This window comes from Christiangramia gaetbulicola, from assembly GCF_003054225.1.
Classification (GTDB): domain Bacteria; phylum Bacteroidota; class Bacteroidia; order Flavobacteriales; family Flavobacteriaceae; genus Christiangramia; species Christiangramia gaetbulicola.
The window spans coordinates 478,252-502,322 of the sequence record NZ_QBKQ01000003.1; the positions used below are offsets into that span (position 1 = coordinate 478,252).

Genomic DNA, 24,071 nt, shown 5'->3' on the forward strand with positions numbered 1-24,071 from the left:
TATAGTTTAAAATATTGACCCTCAGATAATTATTTAAGCCATTTCACTTATTTTTCCCTGCAGGATTTTTATTTCATCACGTAAACGCGCTGCCTGCATGAAGTCGAGTTCTTTTGCAGCAGTCTCCATAGCTTTGCGTTTTTCTCTTACTTTCTTCTCCATTTGGGGTTTGGTAAGGTATTCTGCCTCTTCTTCTGCCGCCTTTAGATCCGGGCGTTTCTCATGATCGTAAATATCCAGCTTTTCCTTGATTAGGGAATTGTTATATTTTTTGACCAGGGCTGTAGGAGTGATATTATTAGCCTTGTTATATTCTATCTGTTTGCTGCGTCGGTATTCTGTTTGATCAATGGTCTGCTGCATACTGTTTGTGATCTTATCTGCGTAAAGTATTGCTTTTCCATCTACGTGTCGGGCGGCACGTCCAATGGTCTGAGTCAATGATCTGTTACTTCTTAAAAATCCTTCCTTATCGGCATCAATAATTGCAACCAGGGAAACTTCCGGAAGATCCAGACCCTCGCGAAGAAGGTTTACACCTACCAGCACATCGAAGATACCTTTTCGCAGGTCCTGCATGATTTCTACTCTTTCCAGGGTATCTACATCTGAATGTATATAGCGACAACGAACGTCGATCCTGGTCAGGTACTTAGTAAGCTCCTCGGCCATTCTTTTGGTCAGGGTGGTTACAAGAATACGTTCATCTTTTTCAACCCGAAGCTGAATTTCTTCGATCAGGTCATCTATCTGGTTCAAACTTGGCCTAACCTCGATCACAGGGTCTAAAAGACCTGTAGGTCTTATCACCTGTTCCACATAAACTCCTTCGGTTTTCTGAAGTTCATAATCTGCCGGAGTAGCACTTACATAGATAACCTGGTTTTGAAGAGCTTCAAATTCTTCAAATTTTAAAGGTCGGTTGTCCATGGCCGCCGGAAGTCTGAATCCATAATCCACAAGAGTTTCTTTTCTGGACCTGTCTCCACCATACATTGCATGTACTTGTGGGATGGTCACGTGACTTTCATCTACCACCATGAGATAATCATCCGGGAAATAATCCAGCAAGCAGAAGGGCCTTGTTCCGGGTTTTCTGCCATCGAGATACCTGGAATAATTTTCAATTCCCGAACAGTAACCAAGTTCCCTGATCATTTCCAAATCGAAATTGGTTCTTTCGTCCAGACGTTTGGCTTCAAGAGTTTTTCCTATATCCTGAAAATAGCTTACCTGTTTTACGAGGTCATCCTGAATTTCATGGATCGCGTTCTGAAGGACATCCGGTGAGGTCACGAACATGTTCGCCGGATAAATATTCAAGCGTTCATATTTTTCAATAATATCATTGGTACCCGGATCAAAAGCTTCAATTTCTTCGATTTCATCGCCAAAGAAGTGAATTCTAAAAGCATTATCTGCATAACTTGGAAATACGTCCACAGTATCTCCTTTAATTCTGAAGTTACCATGTGTGAATTCCGCTTCTGTCCTGGAATAAAGACTTTGTACTAAACTGTGTAGAAATTTTGTCCTTGAAATTTCCATATCTCTTTCGATGGAAACCACATTTTTCCTGAACTCGACCGGGTTACCAATACCATACAAGCAGGAAACCGAAGCGACCACGATCACATCCCTTCTTCCGCTTAAAAGTGAAGAAGTGGTACTCAATCTTAATTTTTCGATCTCTTCGTTTATAGAAAGGTCTTTCTCGATATAGGTTCCGGAAGTTGGTATAAAGGCTTCAGGTTGATAATAATCGTAATAACTCACGAAATACTCCACGGCATTTTCTGGGAAAAACTCCTTGAATTCTGAATAAAGCTGCGCGGCCAGAGTTTTATTATGGGCTAAGACCAGGGTAGGCTTTTGTACTTCCTCGATCACATTAGCCACCGTAAAGGTTTTTCCGGAGCCTGTAACACCAAGTAAAGTCTGGTATTGCTCGTTCTTATTTAATCCAGAAACCAATTGCTTTATTGCATTGGGTTGATCTCCGGTAGGTTTATAGTCAGATTTTATATTGAATTTCATTCAGCAGGTTTTCTTTTTCATCTGTTTGTCATCGCCTTTCAGCCATCAGACGCGTTTCGTCAACAATATTCAACTTACGGTATACTTTTGTTGACTCATTTCATAGCCTCACGAAATTAAGCAATTATCCTGCCTAAATCAATTTTTTAGGATTCATCTAACAAGTGAGAAATGTCCGTTGAATTCCTGGTCATTCTCAAGTTTAACCCTGAACCAATAATCATCTGCAGGCATACTTTTCCCATTAAAATTACCATCCCAGCCATTATCGGTGTTTTCCAATTTCACTATAAGCTTTCCATAGCGATTATATATACGCACCGGATTATTAGATCCCTGGAATCCCTTGATTCGCCAGATATCATTTATACCGTCGTTATTAGGAGTGAAAAATTTTGGAAATCCCAGGATTGAAACTTCGGAAATCTCAAAACCACAGCCATTCCTTTCCCGAACATAGATCTCATGCCTGCCTGGTGGAGCGTTCTCAAATAAGTTACTTTCCTGGTATACTTGGTTTAGATAAGAGGTGCTAAATTCATAATCACCCGGTTCCCTCATTTGAATTAATATTTGATTGCTGTAGCCCTGTTCAATTTCCACGGCTTCAATTTCAGGATTATCTATGGCAACAACACGGAATGATCTTTCTGTGGAGCATTCGTATAAGGCATTATTAATATTATAAGTACGTGTGGCGATAACCGTATAGCTCCCTCCTTCACTTATTTCGGCAGTGGAACTTCCGCTTAACAGATTTGAATCATTTTCTTTAAACCACTCATAAGTAAAGTTTTCTGAAGGTAAACTTAGATTCAATGAACCTTGATCTGCACAGATCTGATATTCTTCTTGTAGTGTGACTTCTGGTTTATCAAGAATATTCAGTGATAGGCTGTAAATAGGTTCACAAGTATTCTGTTTTCTTATATACACAATAAATTCCTGAGCCAGAACCTCCCCGAAGGCAAAATTTCGATCATTTTCGAAGGCCTCATAGATATTGGCATGAAATGTAACATCCTCATCACCAAAAAGCGATCTGCCAATTTCTTCAAAATCATAGACTGCCGTTGGGGAACCTCCATCGGTGTTCGAGTTACATACGTAAAAATCACCAATCGGTACCGCGGTTTCAGGAATAGGAATAACTGTCAAAGTCACCTCAGATATCACTTCACCATTATTACCATTTATTCTTTTACCGAAAACAATCTGATTGAACGGATTTGTGTTCCTGTAATTACCAGGATTTATTATTTCTACGTCGTTCTCAAGATCTGCTCTGTTTTCGTAAAATGAAATATTTGATGTATTTGGCGGATAGGCAAGGAGTAAATTAAATGATGTGATGCCGTCAACTGAAGATAACCCGAAACCCCTTTCATAATCACATTCCTGTAGGGAAATTCCCTGAATATCCAATGTTGGGTTTGTATCATTTCTTTTGAAAATCGGAGCTGGAAATTCAGAAGGATGAAGGAGACCAGTGCTAAAAAGATATTCTGATTTTGGTAGAGATGACTCTGCCGCCTCTGCGTGGTTGATAGCAGAAATATGAAAATGAAATATTAGTATTAAAGCAAAAATCGTTTTCAAGCCTTCTTGATCTTACTGACATTATTTACGTACGACAATCGAGAAATTCAGGTTTTAAATTCTCTGAAATTTTAAAAACCAGAGTTGATATCTTTCAAAAAGTCAAGGCTTGTAAATTAAGCAATTAAAGGGGCTTATTCAATTTTTTAATATTCGTCTAACTAGTGAAAAGTGTCCATTGAATTCTCCAGTGTTCCGGATATTTACCCTGAACCAGTATTCGTCTTCCGGTAATTCCCTTCCGTTATAGGTGCCATCCCAACCCCGGTCATTTGCGGATAATTTCTGAAGTAATTTTCCGTATCGATCAAAAATGAAGATCTCTGTTGCGCTCGCTAATTCTGGATCTACACCTTTTAATTGCCAGAGATCATTTATGCCGTCATTATTTGGGCTAAAGAAATTGTCATAACCAAGAATGAGTATATCCCTGGTGATAACGGCGCAACCTTTAAGATCTCTGATGTAGACAGTCTGTAAACCAGAATTGACATTGTTAAAAATGGTGCTTGTTTGATAAGGGCCATCGATATTTCCAATTGAATATTCATATTCTGAAGCGCTATCTATTTCCAAACTTATGGTATTACTGTTTGAATTTACCTGTGGCTGGATGACGGTATAAGATTCAATTTGGGGTGGCGAATTTACTATCAGGCTCACTTCAGCAATATTGAAACAATCGGGATTTGAAGATTCTGAAACCCTGGCATAAATGGTTTCATTTCCAGCAGAACTATAATCTGTAGGAATTGGGTTTTGCCTGACGTTTGCTTCATCAGGGCTGTAAAAATATTCTACGAGGTAATCATTAGGATTCAATCCATTCAGAATTGTAGAATTCTGATCTGTTAGTACAAATTCTTCCAGTCCATTTTGATCAAGATCACATTGCTCAATGATATTATTTTCATTTAGAATAGGTCCGTCGTTTATGATAAGATCAAATTCCGTGATCTCGGCACAACCGGTTAGATCATTTTCTACCCGGGCATAAATCGTTTTTACAGGTGAATTGCTCGTATATGAGCCTTGAATCTGGTTTGTGTTATCTGAAGCATCTGCTAAAGTTTCGTGATAGCTAAGGCTGGTATTGTTTTGTGAAATGATCTCACCGGCTGTACTGCTTATGTCAAAATCTGAGACCCCATTTGCATTGCAGGTTTGAAGATCATTGGGTTTATTGATATCAGGACCTTCTGGAAATGGAAATTCTCCTACAGTGGAGGTTCCATTCCATTCAAGTTCAAAAGGACTATTACCAATAGGCCTGTCAATAACTATAAAATATGTTTCTCCAGGAAGTACATCCAGGGAACGAACAAAATTGTTTCCGTTCTGTCCCGGTCCTTCGCTGGTGTCGGTTTGCCGGTCATTCATTCCCGTGTGGTTAGAAGTTGAATTTGAAGCCAGGGGATTGGTAGTGGAACAGCGAATTGCCTCGCCCAGGGAACCACAACTTACATTTGGGCCAAAAATGAAAAAGTCATAATCGATTTCCAGATCGCTACTTGTAGGTTTCAGCGTAAAGCCTAGTGTACCCGCTTTGGTGATTTCTATTTCCAGCCAAAGGCTGTTGTGTTCCTCGCTGGAACAATTGTTTCTTCCGGTAAGTTCCTGCTGGCCCACGCCATTAGCATTACTGGAGATAGCTCCGTCACCGCAAATTTTAATGGCACCAGAGCAGTTACTGGTTTCGGTTTGAGCAAATGAGAATGCAGAAAAAAGTAGAAAGATTGAAAACAGGATTTTTTTCACCATTTACCTTTTAAGAGTGAAATGACCTTTAAAAATGCTACCATTCTCCATCACGGCATTAAACCAGTAATCATTAGAGGGCATAGGTCTGCCATTAAAAGTGCCGTCCCAACCTTTTGTATCATAGGGCAACTCTACCAGTAATTTTCCATACCGGTCGTAGATCTGGATTCCTTTTAACTTATACTCTGGATCGGGAATATCATAGGGTCTCCACCGATCGTGGTATCCATCGTTGTTGGGAGTGAAGTAGGGTGGAAATCCAAAAAGCGTAACATTGGATTCGCCAATTTCACAGGCTTTGTCATTTTTCACATAGATCGTATGCGTTCCTCCGGGAACTTCTCTGAAAACCGGACTGGATTGGTAGGGACCGTTGATGTCATCAATTGCATATACTGTGTTTTCATCAGCTTCAGAATTTGTGACCACGTTCAATTCATTATCTGCGCCATGATTTTCAACCTGTATCTGGTTAATTTCCGGAGCCTGATATTTTTCAACATTATAGGTAATTTCCCTGCCACAACCAGATTCGTTCAGGATCAGGTTGAGGGTATAGATGCCGCCATTATACACTTCAATACTACTGCCGGTTTCACCTGTGCTCCACTGGAAAATATAATCTTCGGGATTTTCTACATCAATATCTGTTCCCAGTTCAAGAGGAAAATCGGTGTTGCAGCCACTCAATTCATTGATCTGTTTTACCTGGGGGAGGGTGGTCACCTTTAGCTCGATAGATCCAAAACCATAGCAAAAACTTTCACTGTTAGCTCGTATATAAAAGGTGCCGGGTTCTGAAACATAATTGTCTGGTAGCGGGTTTTCACCGAGGATGGCATCATCTTCAGATTTATGAAAAGTAAGACTCACGGTATTGTCCAGACCAAGTTCAGAAATCGCATTTGCCTCGATGGCTGCGAAATTATACTGAGCTTCACCACCGCCTATATCACACCCGGCTACGGGAGAAGGGTAGAGGTCTACACTTTCTGTGGTTTGAAGGCGCATTGGTGATAAATCTGAACAGGTACTTCCAAAACCAACTACTTTTACAAATATCTCCTGATTGGGAGTTTTGTTTCTGTATATATTATTCAGTGAATTTTGATTCTCCGTATCATTAAGAGCGGCCTGTCTATTTTCATAAAAATAAAGCTGTAGTCCCGGGTTTCCCTGGGTTAGAAAATCCTTTGCCAGTTGAAGATTGAATTCTGCCAGTCCATCGGTACTATTATCATCCTGAACATCGCATTGTTTCAAAACGTAATCTGAAGGAACTGTAGGGATATCGAAAATTGTTACCTCTTCACACACGGGTTCCAGTGGAAGGCCGTTCACGATCCTGGTAAGGCTCACGGTATAAGTGCCGGCTTCAGCAAAAGTATGAGTTGGACTTTCTTGCTGGGAAGTATTACCGTCGCCAAAATCCCAAAGGACAGAATCAAAAGGATCATCTCCCGCAATAGTGAAAGTTGTTTGATCTCCCAGGCAAATATTATCGTATTCAAAATTAGTATTGAACAGAGACTGAATAAATGGAGGTAAACCTAGTTTTACATCTCTCGGCGCGACACTAAAAGAATTATGTCTGTAATCTACCGCGGAAGCATTTTCTTCAGGTTTATGGATCACCGAGAGCTTTTCCCATTCCTCAAATCCGCCACCATCTGTAGGATATCCAGCACGATAAATCTTTCCATCTATACCTAACTGCAAAGCCCCGGCGACATTTCTCGAGCTATGTATATTATTTATAGATGCCTGGATATTTGCAGCTTCGAGATTGAACTGATATAACTCTCCGCTCTGCAAAATATCATCATTACTATAGGTGTTAGAGGTTACATATAGTTTCTTTGATTCCGCAGAAAACTCTACTCCATAAGGATAAGCATTTGCCAGTAACAATTGTTCATTTGAAACCTTTCCGGTCATATCATCAAAGTCATATAAAAAAACCTTTCCGGTCTTTTTTGCTCCACCTGAACGTGGACTTCCCAGGGCTGTACCACTGTAAGCGGCCGCCATTTTTTTTCCGTCAGGAGATATTTTTAGATATCCGGGAGCAGTTACATTAAGGTCCTGATCATTTATAAGCGGCCTGAAATTGTTATTTATAGTAGAAACCACAGGGTCGGTATTTACCCCGGAAGAACTAACCCTGAAAGAATAAAATCTATTGGCGAACTGGGTCACTACCCAATAGGACACGCAGTCCCCACTTATCACCGCAGATATCTTTTCTGAACTTTTAAACTCGTTTTCGAGTGGGTCTGAAGGATTATAGGTAACCAGATGAATGTTCTTTTGGCCGGTCACCACACCGCCATTCCCATTGTTCAGGGACATGTCTACTTCAGAAAAATGTACTCCTTCAATAGGATCATTAGTGATCCTGAAATAATCTGGCTTATCTATAGTAAAAATAAAATAGGAGCCTGGATTCGCTGGCTTAGGAACAATAATAGCAGATTGAGTACTGGAAACATTTCCCTTGAGTCCGGTTCCGTTTTGCATTACATTATGATTCCGATCATAAACGGTGGAACCATCTGTATAGAAAAGGAGGTTTCCATTCCTATCTGAGATAGAGGCAGATCCTTCTATGGTTTGCAGCTTACCATTGTTAAGTGGTACCGGGCTTCCAGATTGGAATGATATTCCCGCCCCGTCTCCGAAATACCAGTTAGCCGCTTCTTTTTGTGCTAATGCCGCGGTATATACGAAAACAGAAAGTATACATACGATAAGATATCTTAACTCCATCTGCAAGTGTTTCCCCAAATTGCTATAAATCTCTTTTCTTCAGAAGAATAAAGGAGAAATAAACAAATATAAGGATCCAGATGCTAACTATTATTAACTGATACCAGTGAATGCCATAATCCTTGTTCAGTTCCCCTCCTATCTGGTTTGCGGCTGCCTGCACGGCATTCAGTCTTGAAAAAGGTTCTACGATGAGATTGCTCATCGATTCTAACGGGAAAAACTGCATGATCTTCCCTGCTATATCAGTGCCCTTGAAGATCCTGAAATTTAATATTCCGTAGATTATATTCTCAATAATTACCCAGACCACCAGGAAGCCTAAAGCAAATGCCGATCTTTTTACCAGTATACCTAAAAACATACAGAAAGCGAAAAAGCCGGTTAGTTTTATGAAGTAGGCCAGTAGATATTCCAGGTCTGAGAACACGATCGACAGTTCATTATAATCTGAAAATGATAGACCAAGTATCAAGGTCACTACAAAAAGGAACAAGGTTGAAATTCCAGAAAAAGCCAACACTGTAAGAAACTTAGAAAGCACGAATTCCTTTTTGCTAAGCCCGTCTATAAGGTTTTGTTTGATGGTCCGGTTACTGTATTCATTAGACATCATGGACACGATTACAATAGCCAGGAATAATTTCAAAATGGCCGCTATATAACTGTTAAAGTGCCAGATATAAGGAAAATTGAAAATGCCCTGATCTGCCACCCTGAATTCGAATTCTCCAATTTTGAATTCGATAGATGCGATAAGCGCTATAAAAGTGATCAGGATAAAATAAGTGATGATCAATATCCTTGCAGAACGGCTATAGCGTAATTTGTTATATTCTATTTCGAGTAAACGTAGCATTAGTTTTGAGCGGTTTGGTTGGTTAATTGAAGGAATTGTTCTTCCAGGCTTTCCTTACGTTTATTTAGATATGAAAGAGAAAGTCCTTTTTCAAATAGAAATCTGTTGATCTCTTCGGCTTCCATTGGTTCATCAAGAATGGCCGTCAAAGTGCCTTCTTTTTCGGTGATATTACCAATTTTAGGATGCGTTCGCAGCAATTCCTCGAGTTTGGTCATATCTGTAGCCTTCAACTCGAAAAACCCAAAACTGTTGATGATCTGGTCTACCGGCCCGCTATATAATTTTTCACCTTTCCTGATAATGACCACATGAGAACATACCTTTTCAACTTCATCCAGAAGATGTGAAGCTAATAAAATAGTAGTTCCTCCGGCGGCGATCTTTCGAATGATCTCCCTGATCTGGTGGATTCCTTGAGGATCCAACCCATTGGTAGGTTCATCTAAAATAAGGATCTCAGGATCGTTTAGCAGGGCAGAGGCAATGGCTAAACGCTGCTTCATACCTAAAGAAAAAGTCTTAAACTTGCTGTCTTTCCGGTCCAGGAGTCCAACGATCTCAAGTTTCTCGGCAACCTTGCTTTTTTTTGTCCCCTTAATTTTGCAGACTAGCTTCAGGTTCTGTTCCGCGGTCATATAAGGATAGAAATTTGGGTGCTCTATGATCGCGCCTACTTTTTTAAGGGCCTCATGGGTTGACATGTTACCGTCGAACCATTGAAAATCCCCTGAAGTTTTATTTACAACATTAAGGACCATGCCTAGAGTAGTGGATTTCCCACTACCATTAGGTCCTAGAATTCCGTAGACGTTCCCTTTTTCGATACTGAAACTCAGATTATCGACGGCGGTGATCCTGCCAAATCGTTTCGTAAGGTTATTTAAACTTAAAATTGTTTCCAAGATGGGTGAAGTGTTTAAAATACGACGTCTAAAATAGGATTTTGTTACAGGTTTCCCTATAATAACCTTAATTTTGAGGAAAACGAGGATAACTATGGACGAAAAACTGATGTCAAAGAAGAAGCCGGCATTTCCTATCAATGAACGCTTCAATAGATATCTTGCAAAATATAACCGCAATACTAAAATTCCCGTTTTTTATGATGATCTGCTAAGGTTTTCAGGATCTATCGTAGTGTATGACCAGCATGATGAAGATACATTCTGGGTGCGTTGTTATTATCCAGACCATGAAAGGATAGAGATAGATAACAGCCTTAAAAAAGTTTATACCATCCTGCATTCAGATGGTAGCGAGGATTCGCTGGATTACCTGAATGTTGATGCTATCGACTATTGCACCTTCGGAAATTCAAAACCATTCAGAATAAAGGTCAGGAATATCCTGAACGATAGTTTTACTTATTTCTACGTGAAGAAAGCTGATGCTTCCAGATTATACGGGCTGGAATTTGAACATTTATTATCTCCACACCGTATCAACTTTCTCGTTTATAAGGATACCCTTATCGAAGAGCATATTGCCGGGATCCCTGGGGATGTATTTATAGAAGATCATTTGCCAGATTGCGACCTAAGAGCCCAGACCCAGATCGCTAAGCAATTTGTGAAATTCAATGAGAGATGTACCGTTCGCTTGTTAGGAGATATGAGATCCTACAATTATGTGGTCATCCCAACCCACGATTTTGATCATGTGGAATACCAGATTCGGGCGATAGATTTCGATCAGCAGTGTTTTGAAGGAAACTTGAAGGTCTACCGACCTCAGTTCTTCAAGGAGAATTATAAAATGGTTAAGCTGGTTTCAGATAAGTTAGAGGATTCTTCCATAGAGCAATATCGCAAGGAAGAACGCTCATTGTTAGCCAAGAGAATGATCAATACTCAAAGCAGGTATAAAGAACTTATCAGGTGCATGATCAACGATCATGTGTCTACCAAGGATAATGTCAAAGAGTTGAGAAATGATCTTTACGCTTTTTCCAAGGATATGAAATTCAAACGTGCCAGTACCATGGGGCAGATCTTAAGAACAGCGCTGGATTTCGTAAAACGTAATTATGAGAATGTGAATATGAAGAGATTGTTAGAGTAACTTTTAATGATTGTTCTTCCGACGCGGGAGGAATCTCATATTAGTTAAATTCCCTGTGGTAGATTCTTCGCTACACTAAGTTTCGCTCTGAATGACAATAAAGGTTTTTCGAAATGAACTTCAGTATTTGTCATTCCGAGCGAAGCGAAGGAATCTCTTTATTGAGACTGCTTCACTTCGTTCGCAGTGACAGTTTTATTTTTATTTCTTTTCTTCCTTATTAAAATAAACCAGGTAGTAATACATCTGTTTTTCCTCGTCCCAGCCTTTCTCCACGAATTTTTCCGCAGATTCAGCATTTACAAAATCCATTTTTATCTGGATGTTCGTATCCAGAGTGATCACGTTTTTGATCTTTTTACGGGCGTCGGTTACCGCTTTATTCGCGATAGGGAAATTGGTAAGATCTTCTACCTTGTATTTAGGAGCTTTTTCGGTTTTGTAATTCTGAAATTCAGGGATCAAAGCCGGATTGTCTATCACAGAATTGATGTAATTTGACTCTTCAAAATCATCATTTTTAGCGAAATAATCCATACTTCTGTTCATGAACATCACTTCCTGCTTTTTATCTTCTGCAGGTAAAACCACATCTTTAGCGAAGTTTTTCGCAAAGTTCAGATAGTTCTTGGTGAAATAGTTCTCATCTGCCAATACATCCACACCAAGGAAATTCTCCAGCCAGTATTTAGTATCGTAACGGTTTGAGTCTACAGAAAGGATCTTATATCCCTCTTCGCGATTCTTGTTGAAAATAATAGCCCCTTTATCCAGTTTCTGAAGGTTAACTCCTTGCTGAACGATCATTTCCAGGTTGCTTTGCTTCTGCTCGAATTGAAGGAAATCATGTTTCAATTCAGATTTAAAGATCCCGATTCCGGAAACTTTTTCGTTATCCAGCTGAAGTCCTTCAAAATACACCACGTATACCTCTCCGCTTTTAATATGCGGATGGGTAGACTGCTCATAAAGGATAGTAGCGATCTTTTTAGAATACTCATGAGTGTTATAAGGATCGTCGAAGATCTGGTTGGCCAGGTTATACAATTCGTTGAACTCAATATCTGTTTCATGACTAAAACGATAGTAAGATTCTTCTTTTTCCCGGAATGGTTTCAGAAAATATTCCTTGATCAAAGGCTTTATTTCATCATTTAAATGAAAAGTAGAAGCGGAAACGAAGATGTTTTCGCCCCTGTTCTTGTTTCCTACGCGATGTATGGAAAGTGATTCAATTTGGGCATTAAAAAGATTGATCATCTATATCTGAAGTTTTGACTAAATAAAGTTGAAAAATGTGAATTCTGAAAGAAGTTTCTCAGAAGATATTATTCGGGTAAATTACCGAAATGGATTAATTCCAGTTTTCGTCAAATTCGAAATCGTCATATCCATCTGTATCGAAGTCATCATCGTAATCACCGTTCAGGATGCCTTCATCTTCACCGGTAAATTCCTTTTCGGGAGCATTTTCCGGGATCTGCCCATGAACATACATCAGGTTTGGATAATCTCTTCCTTCTTCGATCTCGGCGATCTGACCTAATTCCACGAAAAAAGTCCACATTTTCAGAAAATCGTAAACGTAAATAAGTTTCGTTTGTTTTTCTGAAAGTATGCTGTCTAAAGAAGTTTCATTCATTAATTTAATCGAAGTATCGTGACCGCTCATATCGAACTGGTGGATCTCTTCGCCCTGGTTCCACTCATCATCGCTAATATAAAACGAAGCCATCTCTGTACCGTCAAAGCCAAAGGACTGGACGATAGTGTTGTGAAGGTCTTCCAGGGTGCTTTCCTGTAGTATTTCTATATCTCTGAAAACATCTTCATCAGCATCGAGAATTACTCGGAATCTATATACCATATCTAAAAAATTTGGAGGTCAAAGTTACAATTTTTTAATCTTCTCTGTGGCATAAATGCTTTCCATTAACAGGTAAAACTGAAAACCGAAAAGCAGGGAAGCGATCACAAGATGAAGGGGTTGGGAAAGAAATGGAAAATCGAAATTATACATGGCGACCCCGGTAGCTACTTCTAAAAGGATCAAACCTATTACTATGTTGATCCGGTTAAGGTTGAGGTTCAGTTTCCTGTTTTTCCACCATAAGGCCAAATTAACCAGTAATACGATTATGGAAAAGGACCTGTGTACGTAAAAAGTGATATTCGGGTCGGCGAGCCAGCTCTCTTTAGCATCGTAACCTAAGCTCCGAATCTGCTCATCTACGAACTGTCGTACCTGGGTTCCCATAACCACCTGGATAAGGGTTAATATTACCGCAATGCCCAATAAGGTTTGAAATGTCTTTGTTTTATACTGGTTGGATTCTTTTTCTGAAGAGATCTTCAGAAGATAAAGGAGCACGGCAACGATGACTAAGGCCATGACCATATGCACTGTGATCTTAGCCGGTGCCAGAACCGAATATACTACAGTTGCTCCAAGCCATGCCTGGAATCCCATCATGAAAACGCATAACCAGGATAGGATTGGAATTCTTTTTCTGAATCTTATCTTTTTCAGGGATAGAAGGGCCATTATAAGCACTGCAATACCGGCTAATGCACCAAGCAATCGGTTGATATATTCTACCCAGGTGTGCGTGGGATTGAAGATCGCGTAATCGTGTTTTTCGTAATTCTCCCAGTTGGAAGGCTGATATTCTTCTGCAGTCTTGAAATCCTCAACCGCAACTTTCAGGCTTTGATCTACAATGATCACCTGACCTTTTTTATAATCCCTGTTTGGCTGAAATTCCAGTTCAGTGATCTCGGTAGGAGGGATGTAGTATCCAAAACATTTTGGCCAGTCCGGGCATCCCATTCCGGAACCGGTCATTCTAACTACAGCTCCTGCTATAATCACCAGGTAAACAAGAACGAGCGAAACTTTTACCGATTTTCTATACATCTTTATTTTTCAGTATTAACCACCGTTAATCCAAGTTTTTCACCTTTTTCGATCATGAAATCCCTGGCCGGTTCATACTCATTTGGTATATCACCTTCCAGAATTGCCTCTTTTATAGCGTCTTTGATCTGTCCCACTTCCCGGCTTGGTTTGATGCCGAAAGTTTCCATGATCTCTTCACCACTTACAGGTGGCTGGAAATTCCTTACATGGTCACGCTCTTCAACTTCTTCGATCTTCTTGCGAACCAGCTTGAAATTATTATGGTATTTTTTGAATCTCTTGGGATTCTTGGTGGTGATATCGGCTTCACAAAGGGTCATAAGATCCTCAATATGATCCCCGGCATCAAAAATAAGCCTGCGCACGGCCGAATCGGTTACGCTGTCATCGGCGATCACGATAGGCCTGGAGCTCATCAAGACCATCTTCTGAACGAATTTCATTTTCTCGTTAAGAGGTAACCTGAGTCTTTTAAATAGTTTAAAGACCATTTTAGCGCCAACGAACTCATGACCATGAAATGTCCACCCGATCTTTTTATGGAATTTTTTGGTAGGTGCCTTTCCAATATCATGGAGTAAAGCAGCCCATCTTAACCAAAGATCATCGGTGTTTTTAGAAATATTGTCTACAACTTCCAGGGTATGCCAGAAGTTGTCTTTATGGGTTTGACCTTCTACTTCATCAATTCCCTGCAGGGCCGTCAGCTCCGGCAGGATCTTTTTTAGAAGTCCGGTTTTATATAAAAGAGCGAAACCTTTGGAAGGTTTATCGCTCAACATGATCTTATTCAGTTCATCTAGGATCCTTTCCTTGGAAATGATCTTAATTCGTTCTTTGTTACGCTCTATAGCATTTAAAGATTCAGCTTCAATAATAAAATTAAGCTGGGTAGCGAACCTGATGGCGCGGTACATTCTTAATGGATCGTCTGAATAGGTGATATCTGGATCCAGCGGAGTTCTGATGATCCTGTTGTTAAGGTCTTCATACCCGTTAAATGGATCTAACAGGTCTCCAAACCCATCTTTATTCAATTTAAGCGCCAGGGCATTTATGGTAAAATCCCTGCGGTTCTGGTCGTCCTCCAGGGTTCCGTCTTCCACGATAGGTTTACGGCTATCTTTACGGTAACTTTCCTTTCGGGCTCCCACGAATTCAATTTCCATATCTCCGTCACGAAGCATGGCGGTACCAAAGTTCTTGAATACCTGGACTTTTGGCTTATTAGGTAACTTTTCAGCAACCTTTTTGGCCAGTTCTATACCACTGCCAATAGATACAATGTCTATATCTTTATGATCGCCGCGATCCAGGATATGATCACGAACAAAACCTCCAATTACGTAGGCATCCACAGACAATTCATCTGCAGCTTCTGAAATAACATTGAATATTTTATGATGTAAGGCTTTGCTGTAATTGTGGTATTTCGGCATCTGTCTATTTGCGTATCACACTCACCTGACCGTCGTTGCTCAACTTGATTATCGCTGATGGTCTCGGTGATTTTTTTGAACGCTGCAAATTTACTACATAGTCTACACCTTTTAAAATTTGAGGAGTGATTTGATCGAATGATTGCGGTGTAGGCTGGCCGCTTACATTTGCCGAAGTAGAAACCAAAGGTCGTTTCAGTTTTTTGATAAGATCTGAGCAGAAAGTATCTCTCACCACTCTTATGCCCAGGGATTCATCTTCACCAACCAGATTCTCAGCGATCCTGATAGGTTTATCATAAATGATCGTAGTTGGTTTTTTGGCGTATTTTAATATATCGTAGGCCATTTCAGGAACTTCTTCCACATATTGCTCCAGCATTTTGAAATTTGAAACAAGGCAGATCAGTGCTTTAGATTCTTCCCTTTTCTTTAATTGATAAACTTTGTCCACTGCGTCGGCATTGGTAGCATCACATCCAATTCCCCATACGGTATCTGTTGGATATAAAATGATACCTCCCTTTTTTAAGACGTCTAAGCAATTTCTAATTTCCTGTTCCATTCGTTCCATAAAGCACTTTTTTATATTCGGCTAAGGTTTGCTCAGCCATTTTTCTGGTGGTAAAGTTTTCGATTAGTTTCTTGTATGATCTTTCTGCAAATTTATTTCTTAAAACTTTATCCTGCGACAAAGCTATCAATTTATCTGCTAAACTTTGAGGTTCATGTGGATTGGTTAGCATGCCGTTAATGTCATATTCAATAATTTCCGGAATTCCCCCAACATTCGTGCTCACTACCGGAACTTTATAATAGAAACTTTCAAAAATAAATTGTGGCACTCCTTCGCTTTGTGAAGTAAGAATTGAAATGTCGAACTGCGGAATGAGAGCTGAAGCATTTTCAATAAAACCAGTGATACTTACTTGCTTTAGTAGTCCTAATTTTTTGAGTTTGTCTTTATAAGCTGGAGTTCTGTTAGTATGGCTGCCAATTAGGACAAAGTGAAAATCATTGATCTTTTTTCGATTAACCAGATAGTCTATCATCTCTATCCAGGTATTTAGATTTTTCGCTCTTATATGATTAGCTATAGTGCCAACTAAAACCTTGGAACCAGGTATTTTGAATTCCTCGCGAAGGTCTAAAGAATGCTTGTTTTTTTTGTCTAAACTGGTACCGTGATAAATAGTAGTTAGTTTAGACGGATCTTCGATTTTTTCAGATGTAATTCTTTGGGTTTCCTTAGAGACACAAAAGATCCTTTTTATGTTTTCGTGATTGTATTTATAAAGGGTACGACCACGATCTTTGATGGGAAAAGAAGTTTTTTTGCTGAGCACATAAGGAGGTAATTTTCCGAGTTTCGTTGCCATGATTGCCAGGGTCAGGGCAGTAGAATCATGAATATGTATAAGGTCTATTTTCTGTTTTTTTGAAAGACTAAGAATCTTACCAGCATAACGAAGATCCATTTTAATAGTGAGGGGAGCAGATTCTACCTGGAATCTGGAGTTCTTGATTTTCTTATGAAAAGCTGAATTTCGCACACATAAAATAGTGTTTTCTATTTCAGGATCGATTTCATTAAGCTCTGAACATAGGTTTTCTATGTGATTTTCACCACCGCCCCAGTTTTTCACGGCAGATAAATGAAGGATTTTTATTTTATGATCATTCAACATGTTGCCATTGAAAAAATAAACTCCTTTAATGAAATTGCTTTTACAGCTTTTATTCGTTTAAAGATTCTTGTAGAATTCATAATATTCTTTCTGCATAACCTCGAGAGTGAACTTTTGGTGGACAAGTTCATAGGCATTTTCGATCATAGAATTTTTAAGTTCAGGATCGTTTAATGTCAATAGTACATTTTTAGCAAGTGCAGCTGCATCCTTAACCGGAGAAATCATCCCGGTGATCTTATTTTCTATTGCTTCCCCGGTACCACCTGCAGTTGTGGCAACTACAGGAACTTTGCAGGCAAAGGCTTCCATGATAGATAGTGGTAAACCTTCAGTTTCCGAAGAGATCATAAAAAGGTCAAATTCAGGGAGAATTTCAGGGACATCTTTTCTGAAACCCGTAAAAATAACATCTTCCTGCAGTCCTAAATCATCACGAAAATCTTTTAATTCTTTTTCTAAAGGACCCTGTCCCACAATAAGGAATTTGATTTTTCCATGATGGCTGGACTTTATTTCTTTTGCCGCTTCAATAAAAGTAAAGAGATCCTTTTGTTTGGTGAGTCCTGCGATATTTCCAATAATGATAGTGTCTGGAGAAATATCATAATCCTTTTCCAGTATTTCCCGGGATTTCTTGGGATTAAATTTTGAAACATCGATCCCGTCATAAATTACCTTGATCTTCTCGGGCTTTTCAACCACCGGTAGCAAAACCTCTTTAACGGCATTGGAAACACATACGATGCTTTTTATTCTCTTATTATTATATTTTAAATTCTTGAAGTAATTTTTCTTGATGCGGTTATTGCGCTTTCGCGAATAAACAAACTTTACATCTTTCAGGAATTTCAAGGCCAGCATACTTAATGAAAATGCGTTAGAATCATGAACATGCAGCACATCCACATTTTCATTTCGAACAACATTTACCAGCTGTTTGATAAAGGCCAGAGAAAATTTGGATTTTCTCTCGGCAGTATAGTGGGGGATATTCAGATCTATGCATTTAGATTCCAAAACAGAACCGCTAGGGCATAAGATCAATTGATCAATATCAGAAAAATCTTTAAGGATATTATAAGTGGTAAGCATTTGGCTATCGCCTCCTCGCCATTCTATAATTGTTGAAACGTGCAGGATCTTCATGGAACAAAAATAATTTTTTTAAGATATTATATACTTGCTTATAATTTAATTTTTAGGTTTCTTAATTTTGACGCATGAACTGCAGCATTAATCCCGATTCTAACATTTCCAGGGAAAAGATAGAAGAACTTATCCGAGAGTTCGAAAGTGAAGGGGAAACCCTTTTTGATAAAGGCCGGAATACTATCAAGCTTTTTGAACTGGAGCAGGGGATTTTTAATATAAAATCTTTTAAAATACCGAACCTGGTAAATAAAATTGCCTACAAGTATTTTAGAAAATCCAAAGCTGAAAGATCTTATAATTACGCTCTTGTGCTTAAGAAGAAAGGAATTGGCACTCCAGATCCTATCGCTTACTGCATCAATCAATCTGGATTAACCTTTGGAGAAAGTTATTATATCAGCGAGCAGATCAAGGCAGATCTAACCTACCGGGAGCTGGTAACAGATCCAGGCTATCCAGATTACGAGAATATCCTTAGAGCTTTTACCAGGTTCACTTTCGAGCTTCATGAAAAGCAAGTTCAATTCCTGGATCATTCTCCGGGAAATACCTTAATTCAGAAAAAAGGTGATGATTATAATTTTTTTCTGGTAGATCTGAATCGAATGAATTTTAAGGAGCTGAATTTTGAAGAACGCATGTTGAATTTCTCCAGGCTTACGCCGAAAAAGGAAATGGTAGAAGTAATGGCCGATGAATATGCAAAATTGATCGACAGGCCGAAGGCTGAAGTTTTTGAGAAAATGTGGTTCTATACCAATCAATTCCAGGAGAAATTTCAACGAAAGAAGCGATTGAAGAAAAAGCTGAAATTCTGGAAAAATTAATCTTGCTTTGGAATATATGGGGCTTCTCTATTCGATTTAAAGGTGAAATAGTTTAGCTGCTTTCTTATCTTATATCTTCGAATGAGATTTAACGGCTTCTTCTTAAGATGGGATTTATCTGAATGCAGAAAATCTATGCAGGCCTTGATCACTCTTTCACTGGAATTGCCATCTGAATAAGGATGGGAAAACTTAGCGAATTTCTCAATTTCAGAAATGAGATCTTCCGGTCTGGAAAGCGCCAGGTCAAAAGAACTTTCAATATCTGCGACATTTTCTATATCTATAAGATATGGCCCAGGCATATTGTTTTTAAAGGTGACCACCGGTTTCCGCTGAATTAAAAATTCGATAATAGCCGATGTGGTATCAGAGAACATGATATCGGCTTTTTTGAATAAGGGGATAAGATCTGTGGTGTCGTGGAAAGTAAAATTTTCATTTTCAAGAGCCTTGAATTTTTTTACGGTCTCACGATCAAGTTTGGGATGTAGGGTCGCAATGAACTGATATTTCCCTGTTTTCGATAATCTCTCTATTTCCTTAACTACTTCATCTCTTAAAGCCAGGCTATAATAGCGTGTAAAGGTGGAAGAGATCAGGATCACTGGTTTTTCATTATTGGTAGGTTCCAATGGGAAAAGCGGATCCATTTTAGACCAACCAGTCTCGATCACTTCAAAACTCTTGTACTTTTCCTGCTGCTTTTTGAACGGCCCAGTACTGGAAGGCCCTTGTGTGCAATAAAGGTCGAAAAAACCTCTAATGACAAATTGATCTGTACCTTTTCTTTTATTGGCTGGAAAACCGTGAAAGATCTGGACTTTCAAACCCGGAAAGAAATCAGGCACCGTGTCTGTAATCGCCAGAACAAAATGCGGGTCATAGTCGATCGCCTCTTCAACAGTTTTAATTAAATTTCCATTTTCGGGGAAATACTTCTTTGGTTCCTCCATACCTGAAAACCATTTCAGGGAAAATCCCATTTTTTGAGCCTGCTCCTGTATAGGGAGGCCTATGGGCAGTCCATAAGTATGGTTGATATATATTAGGAACCGGTATTTCATTTGGAATTTTGCTTTAAAAAATGCTGCAATTTATCTGTGAAAAGTGATGGCTTCAATTTGTTATAAAGCTCGGTATTATCTTTTGAAAGTTCTTTAAAGGTCTTACTCTTAAATAATTCCGGCTGATAATCTTTAAGGTGTACCGATACATTTTTCTTCCCATCCTCATACATATTCCAGTTCTCTTTATTCAGTGGGGGGGAGAAAATAGCGAAAGTTGGAATATCTAATGCCTTAGCCATATTTACCGCTCCACCCTCGTTCCCGATCAGGGCATCGCAATGTGAGGTTAAAGCCAGGAACTCCCTTAGACTCTTTCCATAAATATCCAGGTGAATACGTTCCTGTGTTTCCGATTGGCAAAGCTGGTAAATATTTTCTATATCTGTTTTTTGGGAAGGTACATAGTTAAAAAGAAGATTAGCATCTGTTCGTCTAACGATTTCATCCAGTAACTCGGCTAAATAGGGAAGAGGATAGGTCTTTTTTTCTGAACTTCCCAGAGCGCCAATCATATATAGAGTACTGAAAAGGTCTATATCTGCTTTTTCCAATTTCTTTTTAGCATGGTTCTTTTCCTCTTCGGTCAAAAATATCTTTGGTTTGATCTCCAGAGGAAAATTTGGGGATAACGGACTCAGCATCCGCATTCTTTTTTCAATAGCTGCACCAGCATTAGTTTGTGCCTGGATATTCCTACTGAACAAATGTGTACAAAGCGGACGTGTATATTTCTTATTGTAAGCTATACGAAATTTAGCGCCAGAAAACCCTGTTATGAGGGCAGTTTTTAAATTGGAATAGACATCGATGACCGCATGATATTTTTCTTTTTTGGTCATCTGGATAAGGTTTCTCAATGATCTATCCTTATCGGTAAAAATAAACTTATCGATATTCGGGTTGTTCTGGACAACCGGGTACGTATGCTCATAGATCATGTAATGCAGTTCGGCTTCCGGGAATTCCTTCCGAAGGGCCTCAAAGAGGATTGAGGATGTAAGCACATCCCCAATCATTTTTATCTGTATTACAAGTATCTTCAATTTTAAGATCTAAACTGCCACGTTATATTCACGTAGCGCATCGTTCAGGGAAGTTTTTTTATTGGTGCTTTCCTTTCTTTTTCCAATGATAAGAGCACAGGGTACCTGGTATTCACCCGCAGGGAATTTTTTGGTATAACTTCCCGGGATCACTACAGATCTTGCCGGAACATATCCTTTAAATTCTTTTGGCTCGTCACCCGTCACATCGATGATCTTGGTGGAAGCAGTTAACACTACATTGGCACCTAGAACAGCTTCTTTTTCGATTCTGATCCCTTCTACTACAATACTTCTTGATCCTAGGAAAGCGTTGTCCTCGACGATCACTGGGGCAGCCTGAAGTGGTTCAAGAACACCACCAATTCCAACTCCACCGCTAAGGTGAACGTTCTTGCCAATTTGCGCACAGCTTCCAACTGTTGCCCAGGTGTCTACCATCGTCCCTTCATCTACATATGCTCCAATATTTACATAACTCGGCATCATGATTACTCCTGAAGAAATATAGGCTCCATGTCTGGCTACGGCATTAGGTACCACACGAATTCCTTTTTCTTTATATCCTGTTTTCAAAGGGATCTTATCGTGATATTCGAAAATTCCGGCTTCCAGGGTTTCCATTTTCTGAATAGGGAAGTAAAGTACAACGCCTTTCTTTACCCATTCATTTACCTGCCATCCATCAGCAGTTGGTTCAGCCACACGCAATTCTCCTTTGTCTAAAAGTTCAACGACCTTTCTAATTGCGTCTATGGTTTCTTTATTTGAAAGCAGGTCTCTGTTCTCCCAGGCCTCTTCTATTTTCGATTTCAATTGATCCATATTCTAATTTTTTTCAAATATAATAGCTATAAGGCAATATTTATGGACAAACGAATATAAACCTTACCTTTGCCTAAATTTTTGAAATGCCCAGAATTTTAGCCCTGGATTACGGAACAAAGAGAACGGGAATAGCCGTTACCGATGAATTGAAGATGATCGCTTCTGGTCTTACTACGGTTCAAACTCCTGAACTTATAAAATTTCTTGAAGACTATTTCAAAAATGAGAAAGTGGAACGGGTTTTGGTCGGTGAACCAAAGCAGATGGATGATACGCCTTCTCAAAGTGAGGTTCATATTCAGGAATTCTTAAAGAAGTTTTCTGAAAAATTTCCTGATATGCCTTTAGAAAGAGTAGATGAGCGTTTTACCAGTAAATTGGCCGTGCAGAGCATGATCGATGGAGGATTGAAGAAAAAGAAGCGACGCGATAAGGCCCTGGTTGATGAGATTAGTGCCACGATAATATTGCAAACCTGGCTCTATGAATAAGGTCAATTGTTTAAGGACTAAGGTTTAAATGCCTGACAGAATTATTATTAGATATTAATAAATTAAAAAGAAGCTTATAGCTTAAGGCTTGAAGCTGAAAACTTTAAAGAATGATTTTACCAATTGTAGCATACGGAGATCCGGTTTTAAAAAAGAAAGCCAAAGAGATCGATAAGGATTATCCGAAACTTGAGGAATTGATCAACAATATGTGGGATACCATGTATAATGCTTACGGAGTTGGTCTAGCCGCTCCACAAGTAGGACTTCCTATCAGGATTTTTATGATAGATCCCGCTCCCTTCGCAGAAGATGAAGAATTAGACGAAACAGAACAGGAAGCGCTAAAGGATATGCGAAAGGTTTTTATTAATCCCCAGATCATTGAAGAGACCGGTGAAGAATGGGCTTTTAGTGAAGGCTGTTTAAGTATTCCTGAAGTTCGTGAAGACGTCTTTAGACAACCCGATATCACTATCGAGTATTATGACGAGAATTGGGAAAAACACACCGATACATACTCAGGATTGGCAGCAAGAGTGATTCAGCATGAATATGATCATATTGAAGGAATCTTGTTCACCGATAAGCTTTCCAGCCTGAAAAAGAGATTGATAAAAAGCAAACTGGCGAATATTTCTAAAGGGAAGATTAATGTTGAATATAAAATGCGTTTTCCTAATGCAAAAAAAGCCCGCTAAAGGCTTTGATAATTGAACCTGGGAATTGATATTTGCCAACCTAAATAAAAAAATACTATGGGATTAGATAAAATTCTTGCTATTTCTGGAAAACCCGGTTTATATGAGCTTACAGCTCAAACCAGAGGTGGCTTTGTAGCAAAATCTTTACTTGATGGGAAGAAGATCGCAGTGAATATGCGTCACAATGTGAGTATTTTAAGCGAGATCGCTATTTATACTTATACAGAGGAGATTCCGTTAGGTGAAGTTTTCCAGAAGATCAAGGAAAAAGAGAATGGTGAGGAAGCTATCAGCCATAAAGCATCTAAGAAAGAGCTTGAAGATTATTTTTCTGAGGTACTTCCAGACTATGATGAGGACAGGGTGTATGCCAGTGATATGAAAAAGATCTTCCAGTGGTATAACATATTGATAAAAAACGGTTTCACAGATTTTTCTAAAGAAGAGAAGGCTGAAGAAACCAGGGATGAAGAAGAATAGAATTCAGAATCCTTATCGCATAAATTAAAAGCTGAAATTTTAAATTTCAGCTTTTTTTATTGTTTAAAACTCGTTACCCTCAACTTGTTTCAGGGTCTTATTGTTGAGATGCTGAAACAAGTTCAGCATGACGTACGGAGAGGTGTTTTGATAGAATTGTCAACCTGTCCCGATGCTTCGGGACTTTTAGGGTCTGTTGTCATCTCGACCATAGGGAGAGATCTCTAATTTTATTGAGATTTCTCAGTCGTTGCTCTTCTTCGAAATGACATGTGTAATTGTTTAATTTATTTCAGGATTTTTTTGTCATCTCGACCAAAGGGAGAGATCTCTTATA

At 39.1% G+C, this 24,071-nt stretch carries 21 protein-coding genes; 5 read left to right on the top strand and 16 right to left on the bottom strand.

Annotated elements, in window-relative coordinates:
* Nucleotides 1-33: 33 nt before the first annotated feature.
* The 6 genes from uvrB to C8P64_RS13755 form a co-directional block, all read right to left on the bottom strand.
* The gene (uvrB, locus tag C8P64_RS13730) at nt 34-2,037 is read right to left on the bottom strand and encodes an excinuclease ABC subunit UvrB (RefSeq protein WP_108172647.1); all 2,004 of its coding nucleotides are present in this window, start codon (nt 2,035-2,037) and stop codon (nt 34-36) included.
* A 153-nt stretch (nt 2,038-2,190) separates the two neighbouring features.
* Nucleotides 2,191-3,636, bottom strand: coding sequence for a T9SS type B sorting domain-containing protein (locus C8P64_RS13735; RefSeq protein WP_108172648.1), 1,446 nt, complete (start codon nt 3,634-3,636; stop codon nt 2,191-2,193).
* Between the two features lie 138 nt (nt 3,637-3,774).
* Nucleotides 3,775-5,397 (bottom strand): T9SS type B sorting domain-containing protein, encoded by a 1,623-nt coding sequence (locus C8P64_RS13740; RefSeq protein ID WP_108172649.1) that lies wholly within the window; start codon nt 5,395-5,397, stop codon nt 3,775-3,777.
* Nucleotides 5,398-8,166 (bottom strand): T9SS type B sorting domain-containing protein, encoded by a 2,769-nt coding sequence (locus C8P64_RS13745; protein WP_108172650.1) that lies wholly within the window; start codon nt 8,164-8,166, stop codon nt 5,398-5,400. It lies immediately after the preceding gene.
* A 22-nt stretch (nt 8,167-8,188) separates the two neighbouring features.
* Nucleotides 8,189-9,025 carry an ABC transporter permease gene (locus C8P64_RS13750; protein ID WP_108172651.1) on the bottom strand — a complete coding sequence of 279 codons (837 nt, stop codon included), beginning with the start codon at nt 9,023-9,025 and terminating at the stop codon, nt 8,189-8,191.
* Complete coding sequence (locus tag C8P64_RS13755) at nt 9,025-9,930, bottom strand: ABC transporter ATP-binding protein (RefSeq protein WP_108172652.1); 906 nt, start codon at nt 9,928-9,930, stop codon at nt 9,025-9,027. Before C8P64_RS13755 ends, C8P64_RS13750 begins: the two co-directional genes overlap by 1 nt.
* A gap of 94 nt (nt 9,931-10,024) precedes the next feature.
* On the opposite strand from C8P64_RS13755, the gene C8P64_RS13760 reads away from it, so the two are divergent.
* Nucleotides 10,025-11,089: a hypothetical protein gene (locus C8P64_RS13760; protein ID WP_108172653.1), complete on the top strand. Its 1,065-nt coding sequence runs from the start codon at nt 10,025-10,027 to the stop codon at nt 11,087-11,089.
* A gap of 201 nt (nt 11,090-11,290) precedes the next feature.
* Here the strand turns inward: C8P64_RS13760 and C8P64_RS13765 are convergent, their stop codons facing one another.
* The 7 genes from C8P64_RS13765 to C8P64_RS13795 all read right to left on the bottom strand — a co-directional run bounded on the left by C8P64_RS13765 (nt 11,291) and on the right by C8P64_RS13795 (nt 18,285).
* Nucleotides 11,291-12,349 carry a nucleoid-associated protein gene (locus tag C8P64_RS13765; protein WP_108172654.1) on the bottom strand — a complete coding sequence of 353 codons (1,059 nt, stop codon included), beginning with the start codon at nt 12,347-12,349 and terminating at the stop codon, nt 11,291-11,293.
* A 94-nt stretch (nt 12,350-12,443) separates the two neighbouring features.
* Nucleotides 12,444-12,956, bottom strand: coding sequence for an IS1096 element passenger TnpR family protein (locus C8P64_RS13770; RefSeq protein ID WP_108172655.1), 513 nt, complete (start codon nt 12,954-12,956; stop codon nt 12,444-12,446).
* A gap of 24 nt (nt 12,957-12,980) precedes the next feature.
* Nucleotides 12,981-14,006, bottom strand: a complete 1,026-nt coding sequence (locus C8P64_RS13775) for a COX15/CtaA family protein (protein ID WP_108172656.1) — start codon at nt 14,004-14,006, stop codon at nt 12,981-12,983.
* 2 nt (nt 14,007-14,008) lie between these two features.
* Nucleotides 14,009-15,448: a CCA tRNA nucleotidyltransferase gene (locus C8P64_RS13780; protein WP_108172657.1), complete on the bottom strand. Its 1,440-nt coding sequence runs from the start codon at nt 15,446-15,448 to the stop codon at nt 14,009-14,011.
* A 4-nt stretch (nt 15,449-15,452) separates the two neighbouring features.
* On the bottom strand, nt 15,453-16,022 hold the full coding sequence (locus tag C8P64_RS13785; RefSeq protein ID WP_108172658.1) for an L-threonylcarbamoyladenylate synthase: 570 nt from the start codon (nt 16,020-16,022) through the stop codon (nt 15,453-15,455).
* Nucleotides 15,997-17,094 (bottom strand): glycosyltransferase family 4 protein, encoded by a 1,098-nt coding sequence (locus C8P64_RS13790; RefSeq protein ID WP_245889706.1) that lies wholly within the window; start codon nt 17,092-17,094, stop codon nt 15,997-15,999. The genes C8P64_RS13785 and C8P64_RS13790 overlap by 26 nt, the downstream gene beginning before the upstream one ends.
* 99 nt (nt 17,095-17,193) lie before the next feature.
* A complete protein-coding gene (locus C8P64_RS13795; RefSeq protein ID WP_108172660.1) occupies nt 17,194-18,285 on the bottom strand; it encodes a glycosyltransferase in 1,092 nt (363 codons plus the stop codon).
* A 74-nt stretch (nt 18,286-18,359) separates the two neighbouring features.
* On the opposite strand from C8P64_RS13795, the gene C8P64_RS13800 reads away from it, so the two are divergent.
* A complete protein-coding gene (locus C8P64_RS13800) occupies nt 18,360-19,118 on the top strand; it encodes a lipopolysaccharide kinase InaA family protein (RefSeq protein ID WP_108172661.1) in 759 nt (252 codons plus the stop codon).
* Here C8P64_RS13800 and C8P64_RS13805 read toward each other — a convergent pair.
* Genes C8P64_RS13805 through C8P64_RS13815 form a run of 3 tightly spaced genes read right to left on the bottom strand, consistent with a single transcriptional unit; the run spans nt 19,115 to nt 22,056 of the window.
* Entirely contained in the window at nt 19,115-20,185 is a 1,071-nt protein-coding gene (locus C8P64_RS13805) for a UDP-N-acetylglucosamine 2-epimerase (protein ID WP_108172662.1), read from the bottom strand. The genes C8P64_RS13800 and C8P64_RS13805 overlap by 4 nt on opposite strands.
* Nucleotides 20,182-21,231 (bottom strand): glycosyltransferase family 9 protein, encoded by a 1,050-nt coding sequence (locus tag C8P64_RS13810; RefSeq protein WP_108172663.1) that lies wholly within the window; start codon nt 21,229-21,231, stop codon nt 20,182-20,184. Before C8P64_RS13810 ends, C8P64_RS13805 begins: the two co-directional genes overlap by 4 nt.
* Nucleotides 21,232-21,240: 9 nt before the next feature.
* Complete coding sequence (locus C8P64_RS13815; RefSeq protein WP_108172664.1) at nt 21,241-22,056, bottom strand: 2,3,4,5-tetrahydropyridine-2,6-dicarboxylate N-succinyltransferase; 816 nt, start codon at nt 22,054-22,056, stop codon at nt 21,241-21,243.
* An 86-nt stretch (nt 22,057-22,142) separates the two neighbouring features.
* Between C8P64_RS13815 and ruvX the strand changes: the two genes are divergently transcribed.
* The 3 genes from ruvX (at nt 22,143) to C8P64_RS13830 (ending at nt 23,734) form a co-directional block, all read left to right on the top strand.
* On the top strand, nt 22,143-22,550 hold the full coding sequence (ruvX, locus tag C8P64_RS13820) for a Holliday junction resolvase RuvX (protein ID WP_108172665.1): 408 nt from the start codon (nt 22,143-22,145) through the stop codon (nt 22,548-22,550).
* Nucleotides 22,551-22,660: 110 nt separating this feature from the next.
* Nucleotides 22,661-23,251, top strand: coding sequence for a peptide deformylase (def, locus tag C8P64_RS13825; RefSeq protein WP_108172666.1), 591 nt, complete (start codon nt 22,661-22,663; stop codon nt 23,249-23,251).
* 57 nt (nt 23,252-23,308) lie between these two features.
* On the top strand, nt 23,309-23,734 hold the full coding sequence (locus C8P64_RS13830; protein ID WP_108172667.1) for a DUF5606 family protein: 426 nt from the start codon (nt 23,309-23,311) through the stop codon (nt 23,732-23,734).
* Nucleotides 23,735-24,071: the final 337 nt, after the last annotated feature.

What these genes read in the sequence shown, in the direction of transcription:
- def (WP_108172666.1), top strand. Translation starts at nt 22,661, where the DNA reads ATGATTTTACCAATTGTAGCATACGGAGATCCGGTTTTAAAAAAGAAA.
- ruvX (WP_108172665.1), top strand. Translation starts at nt 22,143, where the DNA reads ATGCCCAGAATTTTAGCCCTGGATTACGGAACAAAGAGAACGGGAATA.
- C8P64_RS13775 (WP_108172656.1), bottom strand. Translation starts at nt 14,006, where the DNA reads ATGTATAGAAAATCGGTAAAAGTTTCGCTCGTTCTTGTTTACCTGGTG.
- C8P64_RS13750 (WP_108172651.1), bottom strand. Translation starts at nt 9,025, where the DNA reads ATGCTACGTTTACTCGAAATAGAATATAACAAATTACGCTATAGCCGT.
- C8P64_RS13765 (WP_108172654.1), bottom strand. Translation starts at nt 12,349, where the DNA reads ATGATCAATCTTTTTAATGCCCAAATTGAATCACTTTCCATACATCGC.
- C8P64_RS13795 (WP_108172660.1), bottom strand. Translation starts at nt 18,285, where the DNA reads ATGAAGATCCTGCACGTTTCAACAATTATAGAATGGCGAGGAGGCGAT.
- C8P64_RS13745 (WP_108172650.1), bottom strand. Translation starts at nt 8,166, where the DNA reads ATGGAGTTAAGATATCTTATCGTATGTATACTTTCTGTTTTCGTATAT.
- C8P64_RS13770 (WP_108172655.1), bottom strand. Translation starts at nt 12,956, where the DNA reads ATGGTATATAGATTCCGAGTAATTCTCGATGCTGATGAAGATGTTTTC.
- C8P64_RS13785 (WP_108172658.1), bottom strand. Translation starts at nt 16,022, where the DNA reads ATGGAACGAATGGAACAGGAAATTAGAAATTGCTTAGACGTCTTAAAA.
- C8P64_RS13800 (WP_108172661.1), top strand. Translation starts at nt 18,360, where the DNA reads ATGAACTGCAGCATTAATCCCGATTCTAACATTTCCAGGGAAAAGATA.
- C8P64_RS13740 (WP_108172649.1), bottom strand. Translation starts at nt 5,397, where the DNA reads ATGGTGAAAAAAATCCTGTTTTCAATCTTTCTACTTTTTTCTGCATTC.
- C8P64_RS13805 (WP_108172662.1), bottom strand. Translation starts at nt 20,185, where the DNA reads ATGAAATACCGGTTCCTAATATATATCAACCATACTTATGGACTGCCC.
- C8P64_RS13760 (WP_108172653.1), top strand. Translation starts at nt 10,025, where the DNA reads ATGGACGAAAAACTGATGTCAAAGAAGAAGCCGGCATTTCCTATCAAT.
- C8P64_RS13780 (WP_108172657.1), bottom strand. Translation starts at nt 15,448, where the DNA reads ATGCCGAAATACCACAATTACAGCAAAGCCTTACATCATAAAATATTC.
- uvrB (WP_108172647.1), bottom strand. Translation starts at nt 2,037, where the DNA reads ATGAAATTCAATATAAAATCTGACTATAAACCTACCGGAGATCAACCC.
- C8P64_RS13830 (WP_108172667.1), top strand. Translation starts at nt 23,309, where the DNA reads ATGGGATTAGATAAAATTCTTGCTATTTCTGGAAAACCCGGTTTATAT.
- C8P64_RS13815 (WP_108172664.1), bottom strand. Translation starts at nt 22,056, where the DNA reads ATGGATCAATTGAAATCGAAAATAGAAGAGGCCTGGGAGAACAGAGAC.